This window comes from Halorubrum sp. Atlit-8R (assembly GCF_003666025.1).
Taxonomy (GTDB): domain Archaea; phylum Halobacteriota; class Halobacteria; order Halobacteriales; family Haloferacaceae; genus Halorubrum; species Halorubrum salinarum.
Window position 1 is genome coordinate 550614 of sequence record NZ_QPLV01000001.1, and the last position, 13535, is coordinate 564148.

The 13535-nt window shown below is 68.6% G+C and carries 15 protein-coding genes; 12 read left to right on the top strand and 3 right to left on the bottom strand.

From position 1 onward, the window contains the following. Positions 1-51 precede the first annotated feature (51 nt). From DVK05_RS02635 to DVK05_RS02690, 12 genes are all read left to right on the top strand, one after another. Positions 52-468, top strand: coding sequence for an NADH-quinone oxidoreductase subunit A (locus tag DVK05_RS02635; RefSeq protein WP_121562442.1), 417 nt, complete (start codon positions 52-54; stop codon positions 466-468). Then, complete coding sequence (locus tag DVK05_RS02640; RefSeq protein WP_053771566.1) at positions 468-1166, top strand: NADH-quinone oxidoreductase subunit B; 699 nt, start codon at positions 468-470, stop codon at positions 1164-1166. The genes DVK05_RS02635 and DVK05_RS02640 overlap by 1 nt, the downstream gene beginning before the upstream one ends. After that, complete coding sequence (locus tag DVK05_RS02645; protein WP_121561871.1) at positions 1163-2827, top strand: NADH-quinone oxidoreductase subunit D; 1665 nt, start codon at positions 1163-1165, stop codon at positions 2825-2827. Before DVK05_RS02640 ends, DVK05_RS02645 begins: the two co-directional genes overlap by 4 nt. Continuing rightward, complete coding sequence (locus tag DVK05_RS02650) at positions 2827-3900, top strand: complex I subunit 1 family protein (RefSeq protein ID WP_121561872.1); 1074 nt, start codon at positions 2827-2829, stop codon at positions 3898-3900. The genes DVK05_RS02645 and DVK05_RS02650 overlap by 1 nt, the downstream gene beginning before the upstream one ends. A gap of 1 nt (position 3901) precedes the next feature. Further along, a complete protein-coding gene (locus DVK05_RS02655; protein WP_004596401.1) occupies positions 3902-4363 on the top strand; it encodes an NADH-quinone oxidoreductase subunit I in 462 nt (153 codons plus the stop codon). Positions 4364-4412: 49 nt separating this feature from the next. Then, positions 4413-4679 (top strand): NADH-quinone oxidoreductase subunit J, encoded by a 267-nt coding sequence (locus DVK05_RS02660; protein ID WP_017342604.1) that lies wholly within the window; start codon positions 4413-4415, stop codon positions 4677-4679. After that, positions 4676-5035, top strand: a complete 360-nt coding sequence (locus tag DVK05_RS02665; protein WP_053771563.1) for a hypothetical protein — start codon at positions 4676-4678, stop codon at positions 5033-5035. Before DVK05_RS02660 ends, DVK05_RS02665 begins: the two co-directional genes overlap by 4 nt. Continuing rightward, positions 5032-5352: an NADH-quinone oxidoreductase subunit NuoK gene (gene nuoK / locus DVK05_RS02670; RefSeq protein ID WP_053771562.1), complete on the top strand. Its 321-nt coding sequence runs from the start codon at positions 5032-5034 to the stop codon at positions 5350-5352. The genes DVK05_RS02665 and nuoK overlap by 4 nt, the downstream gene beginning before the upstream one ends. A gap of 1 nt (position 5353) precedes the next feature. Continuing rightward, positions 5354-7387: an NADH-quinone oxidoreductase subunit L gene (gene nuoL / locus DVK05_RS02675; RefSeq protein ID WP_121561873.1), complete on the top strand. Its 2034-nt coding sequence runs from the start codon at positions 5354-5356 to the stop codon at positions 7385-7387. A 14-nt stretch (positions 7388-7401) separates the two neighbouring features. Beyond that, a complete protein-coding gene (locus tag DVK05_RS02680) occupies positions 7402-8916 on the top strand; it encodes a NuoM family protein (protein WP_121562443.1) in 1515 nt (504 codons plus the stop codon). Beyond that, complete coding sequence (locus tag DVK05_RS02685; RefSeq protein ID WP_121561874.1) at positions 8909-10411, top strand: NADH-quinone oxidoreductase subunit N; 1503 nt, start codon at positions 8909-8911, stop codon at positions 10409-10411. The genes DVK05_RS02680 and DVK05_RS02685 overlap by 8 nt, the downstream gene beginning before the upstream one ends. Positions 10412-10560: 149 nt before the next feature. Further along, complete coding sequence (locus tag DVK05_RS02690) at positions 10561-10845, top strand: hypothetical protein (RefSeq protein ID WP_121561875.1); 285 nt, start codon at positions 10561-10563, stop codon at positions 10843-10845. Positions 10846-10858: 13 nt separating this feature from the next. Here the strand turns inward: DVK05_RS02690 and DVK05_RS02695 are convergent, their stop codons facing one another. Genes DVK05_RS02695 through DVK05_RS02705 form a run of 3 tightly spaced genes read right to left on the bottom strand, consistent with a single transcriptional unit; the run spans position 10859 to position 13308 of the window. After that, positions 10859-11089, bottom strand: coding sequence for an H/ACA ribonucleoprotein complex subunit GAR1 (locus tag DVK05_RS02695; RefSeq protein WP_121561876.1), 231 nt, complete (start codon positions 11087-11089; stop codon positions 10859-10861). A gap of 2 nt (positions 11090-11091) precedes the next feature. Then, positions 11092-11370, bottom strand: coding sequence for a signal recognition particle subunit SRP19 (gene srp19, locus DVK05_RS02700; protein WP_053771557.1), 279 nt, complete (start codon positions 11368-11370; stop codon positions 11092-11094). Between the two features lie 60 nt (positions 11371-11430). Next, positions 11431-13308: a PAS domain-containing sensor histidine kinase gene (locus DVK05_RS02705; protein ID WP_121561877.1), complete on the bottom strand. Its 1878-nt coding sequence runs from the start codon at positions 13306-13308 to the stop codon at positions 11431-11433. Positions 13309-13535 lie beyond the last annotated feature (227 nt).

Here is a 13535-nt window from a genome sequence, read left to right on the forward strand (position 1 = left end):
TCAACGCTTATGAGGGGGCGGTCCAAACGCCAGCACGTTACGGAGACCTATATGAGCGATTGGATAGCGATTGGCGCCTTGGCGGCCGTCGGCCTGCTCATCCCGATAGGGATGATGACAGTGTCGGCGCTGCTCCGTCCGAGCGTGCCTGAGACCGGTAAAAGTACCACCTACGAGTCCGGCGAGACCCCGACGGGCGGGACGCGGATCCGGTTCAACATCCAGTACTACATGGTCGCGTTGTTGTTCGTCGTGTTCGACATCGAGACCGTGTTGCTGTTCCCGTGGGCGGTCATCTACCGTCCGGCCGTCCAGGCCGGCGTGCCGATGGCCGACCTGCTGTGGCCGATGTTGGCGTTCGTCGGAATCTTGGCCGTCGGACTCGTCTGGGCGTGGCGGTCGGGGGCGATCAGCTGGGCCCGCAGCCCCCGCGCGACCAGCAGAAAGACGACGGAGGACCTCAACTAATGAGCAGCGATCAACCGTTTATCACCGACGATTCGCAAGTCGTAACCGAGACCCGAGACGCCCGGATGACCGGGCAGGGAGACCGGTTCAACTCCCGCCTGCGTGAGGCGTTCGGCTCCTCGCCGTTCATCCTCACCAAGTTCGACAAGTTCCTGAACTGGTGTCGGGGATCCTCGATGTTCATGCTGCAGTTCGGCATCGCCTGCTGTAGCATCGAGATGATGCACACCTACGCGGTGAAACACGACCTCGACCGCTTCGGGTCGGGCGTCCCCCGCGCCTCGCCGCGCCAGGCCGACGTGATGATCGTCCCCGGGACGATCGTCTCCAAGTTCGCCCCGCGGATGAAGCGCGTCTACGACCAGATGCCCGAGCCGAAGTTCGTCGTCGGCATGGGCTCGTGTACCATCTCCGGCGGCCCGTTCCAGGAGGGGTACAACGTGATCAAAGGCGCCGAGGAGGTCATCCCGATCGACATCCACGTCCCCGGCTGCCCGCCCCGCCCCGAGGCGCTCGTCTACGGCGTCGTGAAGCTACAGGAGCGCGTCGCCAACGGCGAGGCCGCGCCCGTCACGGTCAAGCCGTACGAGCTGGAGGAGTTCTCGGACCTCGAACGCGACGAACTCGTCGACAAGCTGGCCGACCAGATCGACGACGACGAGCTCGTCATGCGGTACAACTTCGCTGATTCGCCATGAGCCTCGAACGACCAGACACCGTCGACGACGGCGCCGTCGAGCGGACGCCCGACGAGCTGGAGGCGCTGCTCGGCGACCTCGTCGTCGACCGCGACGACCACCTGAACGCGCCCGGCTTCGTCATCCGCCCGGACACCGTCCAGGAGACGCTTCGGACCCTGAAAGAGCAGGCGGGGTACGACCACCTCTCCGTCGTCTCCGCACAGGAGTACGAGAACCGCTACGAGTCGATCTACCACCTGAAGAAGTACGACGACCCGACCCAGGAGGTCAGCGTCGTCGTCCCCGCCGACAAGGACAACCCCGTCTCCGAGTCCGGCGAGCCCGTCTTCCGCACCGCCGACTGGCACGAGCGGGAGGCGTACGACCTCATCGGGATCGAGTACGACGACCACCCCGACCTGCGCCGGATCCTCCTCCCGGAGACCTGGCAGGGCCACCCCCTGTCGATGGACTACGACAAGGACCGGCCGCAGATCGCGACGCTGCCGGAGCACGCGAACCCGCTGGAGGACCACCACAAGGACGCCGAGTCCGACACGATGTTCCTCAACATCGGGCCGCACCACCCGGCGACCCACGGCGTCCTCCACCTGAAGACGGTCCTCGACGGCGAGCAGGTCGCCGACGTCGAGCCGGACATCGGCTACCTCCACCGCAGCGAGGAGCAGATGGCGCAGTCCGGGACGTACCGCCACCAGATCATGCCGTACCCGGACCGCTGGGACTACATCTCGGCGGGGCTGCTCAACGAGTGGGCGTACGCCCGCGCGGCCGAGGACCTCGCTGACATCGAGGTGCCCGAGTACGCGCAGGTCATCCGGACGATGGGCGCCGAGATGTGCCGGATCGCGGCGCACATGCTCGCCCTGGCGACGTTCGCGCTCGACATCAACGGCGACTTCACGGCGACGTTCATGTACGCCATCAACGACCGTGAGCGCGTCCAGAACCTCCTTGAGGACCTGACGGGCCAGCGGTTGATGTTCAACTACTTCCGCCTCGGCGGGGTCGTCTGGGACCTGCCCGAGCCCCGCGAGGAGTTCTTCTCGAAGACCCGCGACTTCCTCGACCAGCTGCCGGAGTCGATCGAGGAGTACCACAACCTGATCACCTCGAACGAGGTGTTCCAGATGCGGACCATCGACACCGGCATCCTGCCGCCGGAGGTCGCGAAGAACTACGGCGCGACCGGTCCCGTCGCCCGCGGCTCGGGCGTCGACTACGACCTGCGCCGCGACGACCCGTACGGCTACTACGACGAGCTCGACTGGGACGTGGTGACCGAGGACGGCTGCGACAACTTCAGCCGCCTGCTCGTCCGGATGCGCGAGGTCGAGGAGTCCGCGAAGATCATCGAGCAGTGCGTCGACCTGCTCGAAGACTGGCCGGAAGACGAGCGGACGATCCAGGCGAACGTGCCGCGCACGCTGCGCCCGGACGACGACACGGAGATCTACCGCGCCGTCGAGGGCGCCAAGGGCGAGCTCGGAATCTACATCCGCTCGGACGGGACGGACAAGCCCGCCCGGTTCAAGATCCGGTCGCCGTGCTTCTCGAACCTCCAGACGCTGCCGGAGATGGCGAACGGGGAGTACATCCCCGACGTGATCGCCGCGCTCGGTAGCCTCGACGTCGTTCTCGGGGAGGTGGACCGCTGATGGGCACGGCGCCCGCGCAGCTGTTCCCCGAGTTCATCACCGACACGCTCGGTCTCGACAGCGTGATCGGCGACGTCGCGGCCTCGCTCGTCGCCGCGTTCGTCGTCGGGAACATCATCCTCGCGTTCACGGGCGTCGCGGGCCCGTGGGCGAAACGGAAGATCACGGCCGCGTTCACCGACCGGATCGCGGTCGACCGGATCGGTCCCTACGGGCTGCTCATCATCCCGGCGGCCGCGGTCCAGCTCCTCGCGAAGGAGCTCATCATCCCCGAGGGCGTCGACCGCCCCTCGTGGGACATCGCGCCGATCCTCCTGCCGGCGTCGGCGCTCCTCGGCTTCTCCGTCATCCCGATGGGGCAGCTCGGCCCGATCAACCTCCACCTCGCGGACCCCGAGGTCGGGTTCGCGCTGGTGTTCGCGTTCGCGTCGATCGCGTCCGTCTCGCTGGTGATGGCCGGCTACGCGTCGAACAACAAGTACTCGCTGCTCGGCGGGCTCCGCGCGGTCGCGCAGAACCTCGCGTACGAGATCCCGCTCATCGTCACGGCGATGTCGGTCGTGATCTTCGCCGGCACGCTCCAGATGAGCGGCGTCGTCGGCGCGCAGACGGAGACGCTCGTGACGATCGCCGGGGTCTCGATCCCGTCGTGGTACGCGTTCGTCAACCCGTTCGCGTTCGTGCTGTTTCTCACCGCGAACATGGCCGAGATCGGCCGGAACCCGTTCGACATCCCCGAGGCGCCGACGGAGATCGTCGCGGGGTACCAGACCGAGTACTCCTCGGCGTACTTCGTCCTGTTCTACCTCGGGGAGTTCGTCCACATCTTCCTGGGCGGCGCGATCCTCGCCGTGACGTTCCTCGGCGGGGCGTCCGGTCCGGGCCCGGAGAGCATCGGCTTCATCTGGTTCGTGGTGAAGATCTGGGGCTTCTTCCTGTTCACGCAGTGGGCCCGCGCGGCGCTGCCGCGCGTCCGTATCGACCAGCTGATCGAGATCGGCTGGAAGGGAATGCTGGTGCTGTCGTTCGCGAACCTGGTGCTCACGGCCGTAATCGTGGGGGTGATCGCCTGATATGATCGGACTCATGAAATCGATGGCGACGACGATGAAACACGCGCTGGACGGGTCGACCTTCACGGTGGAATACCCGGAGGACGCGCCCGAGGTGAGCCCGCGGTTCCGCGGGGTCCACAAGTTCAGCCAGGAGCGGTGTATCTGGTGTCGGCAGTGCGAGAACGTCTGTCCGAACGACACGATCCAGATCGTTCAGGACGACCAGCGCAACGGCGAGCAGTACAACCTCCACATCGGGCAGTGCATCTACTGCCGGCTCTGCGAGGAGGTCTGCCCCGTCGACGCCATCCTGCTGACCCAGAACTTCGAGTTCACGGCGGACACGAAGGACGACTTCGTGTTCAACAAAGAACAGCTCAAGAACGTCCCGTGGTACAAGGGAATCGACCCGCTGGAGTCCCGCAACCCCGATCGCGGCGCGTGGATCGGGGAGGGCGACGGCGAGGTCGACTACCAGTAGCGGGCACGTCTCGAAATCTTCAAAGGGGTTCTCATAGGAGACAAACACAATGGTTTATGCTACCATCGCGTTCGGGCTGTTCGCCGCGGTCACGCTGGCGTTCGCCCTCGGGGTCGTCCTGGCGCGCGACGTGTTCCACGCCGCGCTGCTTCTGGGCGGAGCCCTCACGAGCGTCGCGGTGCACTACGTGATGCTGCGGGCGGAGTTTATCGCCGCCATGCAGATCCTCGTCTACGTCGGCGGGGTCCTCATCCTGGTCACGTTCGCCGTGATGCTCACGCGATCGGATTCAGAAACGGAGGTGAGTAGCGCGTGAGCAGCGACGAGAGCCGCGGCTCCCGGATCGCGCCCGCGATCGCCGTGGGCGGACTGTTCGCGGTGTTGGCCGCGACCGTCAACGGGGCGACGTTCGGCTTCGAGGAGGTCGGCTTCCCGGCCGACGCCTCGGTCGTCCACAACATCGGGTACGCCCTGTTCAACCTCGCCGAGTACGACCTCGGCGCGGTGCCGTCCGAGGGGTTCCTCGCGGCGTTCCTGATCGCCGCGGTCGCGCTCGACGTGGCGGTCGACGGCGCCGTCTACCTGGCCAAGCGCGAGGAGGACGGCTCGGTCGTCGCGGCGGTCGGGCAGGCGTTCACCGACGGCGGACGCGACGGGGGTGACCGCCGATGACGGCGCTCGCGTCCTCGATCCCGCCGTCGTGGTACCTGCTGTTGGCGTCGGCCATCTTCTGTATCGGCCTGTTCGGCGTGTTGACGCGGCGGAGCGCGCTGTACTTCCTCATGAGCGTCGAGCTCATGATGAACGCGGCCAACATCAACTTCGTCGCGTTCGCGCTGTACTACGGCGACCTCACGGGGCAGGTGTTCGCGCTGTTCGTCATCGCGCTCGCCGCCGCCGAGGTCGCGATCGGTATCGGCATCATACTCGTGTTATACCGCAACTTCGGCACGACCGACGTGACTGTTCCCGCGGAGATGAGGTGGTAAGATGGTGAACGCATTCGCATACGTTCCGGCGATCGTACTCCTCCCGTTCTTCTCGTTCCTGGTTGCGCTCGGCGCGGGCAGGTACCTCCCGAAGGGCGGCGCCTTCGGCGGCATCGCGGCGACGGCCGGCTCGTTCCTGCTGTCGATCTGGGTCGCCGCGACCGTCGCGGGCGGACGGGCGTACAACGAGACGCTGTACCACTGGGCGAGCGAGGGCGGCGCGGGCATCGGCCCGACGGACGTCGAACTCACGTTCGGCGTCCTGATCGACCCGCTGTCGGCGCTCATGCTGGTCATCGTGACCCTCGTGGCGCTGCTCGTCCACGTGTTCTCGCTCGGCTACATGAACGACGAGGGCGAGACCGGGCTGCCGCGCTACTACGCCGGGCTCGGCCTCTTCACGGCGTCGATGCTCGGCTTCGTCGTCGCCGACAACCTGCTGATGGCGTTCATGTTCTTCGAGCTGGTCGGGCTCTGCTCGTACCTGCTCATCGGCTTCCACTTCCGGGAGCCGGGTCCGCCGTCGGCCGCGAAGAAGGCGTTCCTCGTCACCCGCTTCGGTGACTACTTCTTCCTCGTCGGCGTCGTCGCGGTGTTCGCCACCTTCGGCACGGCGCAGTTCGCCGGCCCCGAGTCGTTCCCGGCGCTGGCCGAGGCCGGTGAGGTCGTGTGGACCCCCGGCGGAGTCGGGGTCCAGACGTGGTTCACGGTCGTCGGCCTGCTCGTGCTCGGCGGCGTCGTCGGGAAGTCGGCGCAGTTCCCGCTCCACACGTGGCTCCCCGACGCGATGGAGGGCCCGACGCCCGTCTCCGCGCTCATCCACGCCGCGACGATGGTCGCGGCCGGCGTCTACCTCGTCGCGCGGATGTACGGGTTCTACGTGCTGACGCCGACGACGATGGCCGTCATCGCCTTCGTCGGCGGCTTCACGGCCCTGTTCGCGGCGACGATGGGGCTCGTGAAAGACGAGCTGAAGCAGGTGCTCGCGTACTCGACCATCTCGCAGTACGGCTACATGATGCTCGCGCTCGGCGCGGGCGGGTACGTGGCCGCCGTCTTCCACCTGACCACCCACGCCTTCTTCAAGGCGCTGCTGTTCCTCGGCGCCGGGTCGGTCATCATCGCGATGCACCACAACGAGGACATGTGGGACATGGGCGGGCTGAAGTCGAAGCTCCCCGTCACCTACTACACGTTCCTCGCCGGCTCGCTGGCGCTGGCGGGCATCTTCCCGTTCGCCGGCTTCTGGTCGAAAGACGAGATCCTCTACGAGGCGCTCGTCCACGGGCTCAACGACCCGCTGCTGCTCGGCGGCTACCTGATGGGGCTGCTCGCGGTGCCGGTCACCGCGTTCTACACCTTCCGGATGGTGTTCCTGACGTTCCACGGCGAGCCCCGCAGCGACACCGCCCGCGACCCCGAGTCCGTCCGGTGGAACGTGAAGGGGCCGCTGACGGTGCTCGGCTCGCTCGCGGTCGTCACCGGCTTCATCAACATGGTCCCGGTCCAGAAGGTGCTCGGCCTCGAGGGCATCGACCTCCTCCACCGCTGGCTCGACAACGAGTGGGGCGGCATCGAGGGGCTCTCCTCGCACCACTACGCCGACATCGGTCCGTACAGCAGCGCGTACCTCGTCGGCGGTGAGGCCGGGACCGTCCTCGTCGGCGCGGCCGTCTCGCTCGGCCTCGCGCTGCTCGGACTCGGACTCGCCTGGCGGCTGTACAACGTGCCGTCGCCGACGGAACACACCGCCAAACTCGGCGGGATCAAAGACGTGCTGTACAACAACTACTACCTCGACGAACTGCAGGTCTGGCTCGCGTATCGGACGGAAGACGTCGCGGGCGGCGCGAACACCTTCGACCAGGGGATCATCGACGGCGTCGTGAACGGCGTCTCCTCGGTGAGCCTGACCGGCGGCGGCCGGATCCGCAAGCTCCAGTCGGGGGTCGTCTCGCAGTACGCCGCGCTGCTCACCTTCGGACTCGTCGCGCTGTTGCTCGTGCTCGGCGCGACCGGGGGGTGGTTCCTGTGATACTCGAAGCGCTCATGGCGGCCGCGTTCGTCGGCGCGCTGACGGTGTTCCTCGCGCCCGACGAGTGGGCCGGCCGGCTGGCGTTCGCGATCAGCCTGATCCCGTTCGTCGGCAGCCTCTACCTCTGGTCCGGCTTCGAGGCCGGCGGCAACGCGCTGCTCGGCGGCGAGATCGCGTACGCGACCCAGATAGAGTGGCTCGAGGTCGGTGGCCGCACCGTCTCGTGGTTCGTCGGGCTCGACGGGATCAGCCTCCCGCTGTTCGTGCTCACGACGTTCCTCGTGCCGCTGGCGATCCTCAGCGCGTGGACGCCCGTCGACACGCGACAGAGCCAGTTCTACGGGCTCATGCTGTTCATGGAGGCGAACCTGCTCGGCGTCTTCGCCGCGCTCGACTTCTTCCTGTGGTTCGTCTTCTGGGAGGCCGTGCTGGTCCCGATGTACTTCCTCATCGGGATCTGGGGCGGACCGCGCCGCAAGTACGCCGCGATCAAGTTCTTCGTCTACACGAACGCGGCGTCGCTGCTGATGTTCATCGGCTTCATGAGCCTCGTGTTCGCGCTCGGCGACTCGGTGTCGTCGTTCGCCCTGCCGGAGATCGCGCAGGCGATCGCCGCGGGCGACCTGAGCGCCTGGTTCGGCATCCCGGCCGACCGCATCGCGATGGTCGCGTTCCTCGCGATGTTCCTCGGGTTCGCGGTGAAGGTCCCGATCGTGCCGTTCCACACGTGGCTGCCGGACGCCCACGTTCAGGCGCCGACCCCCGCGTCGGTGCTCCTGGCGGGCGTCCTCCTGAAGATGGGGACGTACGCGCTGCTCCGGTTCAACTTCACGATGCTCCCCGAGCAGGCGTCGATGCTCGCGGTCCCGATCGCGGCGATCGCCGTGGTCAGCGTCATCTACGGCGCGATGCTGGCGCTCGCACAGAAGGACCTCAAGCGGATCGTCGCCTACTCGTCCGTCTCGTCGATGGGCTATGTCATCCTCGGGCTCATCGTCTTCACCGAGTACGGGATCGGCGGGGCGACGTTCCAGATGGTCGCGCACGGCCTCATCTCGGGGCTGATGTTCATGGCGGTCGGCGTCATCTACAACGCGACCCACACCCGGATGGTCGGCGACATGGCCGGCATGGCCGACCGGATGCCGGTCACCGTCGGCATCCTCGTCGCCGGCGCCTTCGGCTACATGGGGCTCCCGCTGATGGCCGGCTTCGCCGGCGAGTTCTTCATCTTCGTCGGCTCGCTGTCCGCGCCGGCGCTCCCGTACGCCCCGGTGTTCACGGCGCTCGCGATGTTCGGTATCGTCATCGTCGCCGGCTACCTGCTGTCGGCGATGCAGAGCACGCTGTTCGGTCCCTTCGAACTGGAGACCGACTACGACGTCGGGCCCGCGGCGTTCCACGACGTCGCCCCGCTCGCGGTGCTTTTGGTGGCGATCATCGTGCTGGGCGTCGCGCCCGACATCTTCTTCGAGATGATCCGTGACGCTGCCCTGCCGGTCGTCGAGGGGGTGACGATCGATGGTTAACGGACTGCCCGCCGTGACGGCGCTGCTGCCGGCGCTGCTGTTGGCCGTCACCGGTCTCGCGCTGCTGCTGGTCGACACGATTCGACCGGACGCGCGCTCGAACACGTCGATGGCGGTCGTCGGCGCAGTCGGGTCGCTCGCCGCGCTCGCGGCCACCGTCTGGCTCACCGCCAGCGGCGGCGTGAGCCCCGACGGCGGCGCGGTGCTGCTGTTCGCCGACGCGGTGAAGGTGGACACGCTGGCGCTGTTCTTCACCGCCATCTTCGCGTCGGTGACCGCGCTGGTGTTAGTCGCCGCGCACGACTACTTCCACGACCACGCCAACCCGGCGGCGTTCTACTCGCTCGTGACGTTCGCGGCGACCGGGATGGCGCTGCTCGCGGTCGCGAACTCGCTCGCGGTCGTGTTCGTCGCCTTAGAGATGGTGTCGCTCCCGTCGTACGTGCTCGTCGCGTACCTCAAGCAGGACCGCGGCAGCGTCGAGGCGGGGCTGAAGTACTTCCTCGTCGGGGCGCTCTCGTCGGCGGTGTTCCTGTTCGGCATCTCGCTCGTGTACGCCGCGACCGGGTCGCTCATCCTCGCCGACATCGCGTCGGCGTCGATCGAGGGCCTGGCCGGCGTGCTCGGCGTCGGCGTCGTCATGATGATCGGCGGGGTCGCGTTCAAGACCGCCTCCGTCCCGTTCCACTTCTGGGCGCCGGAGGCGTACGAGGGTGCGCCCGCGCCGGTGAGCGCGTTCCTCTCGTCGGCCTCGAAGGCCGCCGGGTTCGTCGTCGCGTTCCGCGTGTTCACCGAGGCGTTCCCGCTGGAGATGGCGGTGTCCGCGAACGTCGACTGGATGCTCGCCTTCGCGGTCCTCGCGGCCGTCACGATGACGCTCGGTAACTTCGCGGCCGCGGTCCAGGAGGAGGTCAAGCGGATGCTCGCGTACTCCTCCATCGGGCACGCCGGGTACGCGCTCATCGGCGTCGCCGCGCTCACGGTCGACGGGCCCGCCAACGGCACGGTCATGGGCGCCGCGATGGCGCACCTGCTCGTCTACGGGTTCATGAACACCGGCGCGTTCCTCTTCGTCGCGATGGCGGAGCGGTGGGGCGTCGGCCGGACCTTCGCGGACTACGCGGGGCTCTGGCGGCGCGCGCCGGTCGCCTCCGTCGCGATGGCCGTGTTCATGTTCTCGCTCGCGGGGCTCCCGCCGTTCGCCGGGTTCTTCTCGAAGTACTTCCTGTTCCAGGCGGCCATCGACAACGGCTTCCTGTGGCTGGCCGGCCTCGGCGCGGTCAACAGCGTCGTCTCGCTGTACTACTACAGCCGGGTCGTGAAGGCGCTGTTCCTCGACGACCCCGAGTCGCCGAGCGCGCTCGACGCGATCGACGTGCGGCCGACGGCGCTGTACGCCGCGGTCGTCTTCGCGGCGGTCGCGACGGTGCTGCTCCTGCCCGGCTTCGGCCCCGTCATCGAGACGGCCGAGGCGGCGGCGTCGGCGCTGTTCTAGAGCGGCCGCGGACCCGCTTTTTTCGACGCGTCTCACGCCCTAGCGACGGCGCCGACCGTCGCGGCGTCGGACCGACGCGGCGGCTTTCGATCGGCGACCCGCGCGCCGGCGCCCACAGATACTCGTCCGTTCGGCCCCTCCGTACGGTCGTGTCCCGGACTCGCACCTACCGGTGTCTGAACTGCCTCGACGAGACCGTCACGCGCTCGTTCGACACCTCTCACCTCTCGATGACCTGTCCGAGCTGCGGGTCGTTCGAGCGGTTCGCGAACGAGGCGGTGATCGAGCGGTTCGAGTCGTTCGAGGCGTCGCCGCCCTCGGAACTCGACTGGGACCGGCTGGAACGCCGGGAGAAGCTGCTGGTCGCGGAGCGGATCGCTCGCACGGACAAGACGCTCGCGGACTTCGACGTGACCGACGCGACGGAGGCATAGCGCCGCGCGGGCGCTACCGCGCGTACAGCTTCCCGCCGACGAGGTCGGGGAGCCCGACGCCGTCGCCGGGCGTGACGGCCACGTAGGGGCGATCGACCGGCCCGAACACGTCGACGACGCGGCCGACCGTCGAGAGCGACTCGTCGACGACGCTCGCGCCGATCCGCGGGGGATCGGCGCCGGCGTCGCCGCGGGCGATCGCGAGCCCGCCGGCGGTGCGGACGACGGTACCGACGCGCCGCACGGTTACTCCCGGAGCACGCCGAGGTACGCGGCGATCGCCTGGACGAGGTCGTTCTTCGCGGTGTCATCGGTGCCCTGGACCGCCACGTACCCGCGGGCCTCGAACTCCCGGGAGTACGTCGCGTCGCGCTCGACGACCGCGTCGTAGCCGACCTGCTGGACGGCCTTCGCTATCTCGTCGACGGTCGGCGCTTCGACCGCCAGATCCGTCGGGACGCGGCGCCCCTCCGAGCGGGACAGCTCGGCGTCGAAGTAGGCAGGGTAGACGACGTTCTCGACCATACCGTGATCCCCTCGCGCGCGGCGTAAGGTCGTTTCGGACCGCCGCGCGCCCGGCGCCGCTCAGCCGGTGCGGAACTCGAACCGCGCGCCGCCGTCCGCGCCGGTCGTCGCCTCGACGGTCCAGCCGTGCGCCTCGGCGATGCGCTCGCTGATTGCGAGCCCGAGCCCCGTTCCCGACTCGTCGGTCGTGAACCCGCTCTCGAACACGCGCTCGCGGTCCGCCTCCGGGAGCCCGGCGCCGTCGTCCTCGACGTAGAAGCCGCTCGCGGGGCTCCCGTCGTCCCCCTCGAAGGTACCCGCCCCGACCCGGACCGAGAGCGGCTCGTCGGGGGCGTCGCGGCCGTGTTCGACGCTGTTCCGGAAGACGTTCTCGAACAGTTCGCGCAGCCGCGTGGGGTTCGCCTCCAGGGTCGCGTCGGACTCGACCGTCAGCGTCGTGACGTCCGTGTCGACGCCCTCCCAGGCCTCGCGCGCGACCGCGGCCAGCGAGACCGGCTCCGTCTCGCCCACCGACCGCCCCTCCCTGGCCAGCGACAGGAGGTCTTCGACGAGCTCGTCCATGCGCCCGATGGCGTCCGCGACCCTGTCGAGGTGGTCCACGTCGCCCGTCTCCCGGGCGAGGTCGACGTACCCGTCCGCGACCGACAGCGGGTTCCGGAGGTCGTGGGAGACGATGGAGGCGAACTCGTCGAGCCGCTCGTTCTGTCGCCGCAGCGTCTCCTCGCGCTCGCGCCGGTCGGTGACGTCGGTGTAGATGGCGTACCCGGCCGCGTTCGCGGCGTCGAGGTGGATCGGGATGACGTGGAGGATGAAGTGTCGCGGCCCGTCGGCGGTGAGCCGCGTGACCTCCCGCCGGACGTTCTCGCCGCGCTGGAGCTGCTCGTTGAGCTCCTCCGCCTCCGCGTCGGCCTCCGGGGGAACGATGTAGTCGTCGATGGACTCGCCGATCACCGTGTCCGGGTCGTATCCGAACGTCGCCTCGAACGCCTCGTTCACCTGTCGGACGACCGGGTCGCCGTCGGTGTAGTCGTAGGCGATGGCGGGGTCCGGCACGTTCGTGAACAGCGCGAGCAGGCGGTCACGCTCGGCCCTGAGCGTCTCGGTGGCGTCGATCCGGTCGAGGGTCTCTTCGAGGTGGGAGCCGAGCAGCTCCGCCAGCCGGCGGTCGGCGTCGTCGAACTCGTCGGCGTCGTCGCTCGCGTCGGTCGCGAGCTGGAAGACCACGTCCTCGCCCACCGGAACGGTGAGCAGCGTGTCGTACTGGCTCTCGGGGTTCGGGTTCGGCGCGATGGAGACGTCGCCGGTCTGGACCGCCTGCCCCGCCACGCCGGTCCCGACGCGGACCCGGTTGCAGTCCTCGACGGGCGTCCCGCTAGAGGTGACCACGGGCTCGACCCACTCGCCGTCGCGAACCGCGACCACGGCCTGGTACTCCGGGAACACCAGTTCGGCGACGGCGATGGCGGCCCGGTACGCCTCGTCGACCGACCTGACGGCCGCGAGCTCCGTCATCCCGGCGTTGAGCTGTTCGATCCGCGACGGGGTCCGCGTCGGGTCCGCCCGGACGACGGACCGCCGCTCCCGGGCGAGCAGCCACGACACCGTCTCCGAGAGCGACGCCGGCGTCCGCGCGACCGCGTCCACGAGCGGGTCGGTCGCGACCCGGCCGGCCGGATCGTCGACGAAGGCGACGACGGAGCCGACGCGGTCGGCGGACCGGACCCGTTCGAGTCCCGCCTCGTCGGCGACGACCGTCACGTCGGCCCCGGCGATACGCGAGCCGTCGACGGTAGCCGCATCGGCAGTGTAGGCTTCGACCGCCTCGTCGTCGTCGCCGCCGGGGGCGTCGGCGCCGAGGCGTGCCTCGAGGTCGTCGGCGAGTCCCGAGGCGCCGCCGAGGACGAGAACCGATGCGCGCTCGCCCAGCGCAGAAGTCACAATTGTACGTAATAGGTACCGCCGAGAGTATAAATCTTCTTACCGGTCAGCCAAATCCGGCGTGGCCGCCCGTTTCGGCCCGCAACGCGGCCTTCTCGGCGGTCCGCGAGATCGACCCGCGGCGCTCCGTCCGAGCGCCGTCGATCGAGGCCGGCCCGTCGGCGGCGAACGACGCGTCGCGGCCGACGAGCGACCCCGGAACCCTTTTGGAGCAACACGGGCCACGT

Coding starts and splice junctions, on each gene's coding strand:
- DVK05_RS02680 (WP_121562443.1), top strand. CDS start 7,402: ATGGCGGCCGCGTTCGTCGGCGCGCTGACGGTGTTCCTCGCGCCCGAC.
- DVK05_RS02635 (WP_121562442.1), top strand. CDS start 52: ATGAGCGATTGGATAGCGATTGGCGCCTTGGCGGCCGTCGGCCTGCTC.
- DVK05_RS02645 (WP_121561871.1), top strand. CDS start 1,163: ATGAGCCTCGAACGACCAGACACCGTCGACGACGGCGCCGTCGAGCGG.
- DVK05_RS02640 (WP_053771566.1), top strand. CDS start 468: ATGAGCAGCGATCAACCGTTTATCACCGACGATTCGCAAGTCGTAACC.
- nuoK (WP_053771562.1), top strand. CDS start 5,032: ATGACGGCGCTCGCGTCCTCGATCCCGCCGTCGTGGTACCTGCTGTTG.
- DVK05_RS02685 (WP_121561874.1), top strand. CDS start 8,909: ATGGTTAACGGACTGCCCGCCGTGACGGCGCTGCTGCCGGCGCTGCTG.
- DVK05_RS02650 (WP_121561872.1), top strand. CDS start 2,827: ATGGGCACGGCGCCCGCGCAGCTGTTCCCCGAGTTCATCACCGACACG.
- DVK05_RS02660 (WP_017342604.1), top strand. CDS start 4,413: ATGGTTTATGCTACCATCGCGTTCGGGCTGTTCGCCGCGGTCACGCTG.
- nuoL (WP_121561873.1), top strand. CDS start 5,354: ATGGTGAACGCATTCGCATACGTTCCGGCGATCGTACTCCTCCCGTTC.
- DVK05_RS02655 (WP_004596401.1), top strand. CDS start 3,902: ATGATCGGACTCATGAAATCGATGGCGACGACGATGAAACACGCGCTG.
- srp19 (WP_053771557.1), bottom strand. CDS start 11,370: ATGGTCGAGAACGTCGTCTACCCTGCCTACTTCGACGCCGAGCTGTCC.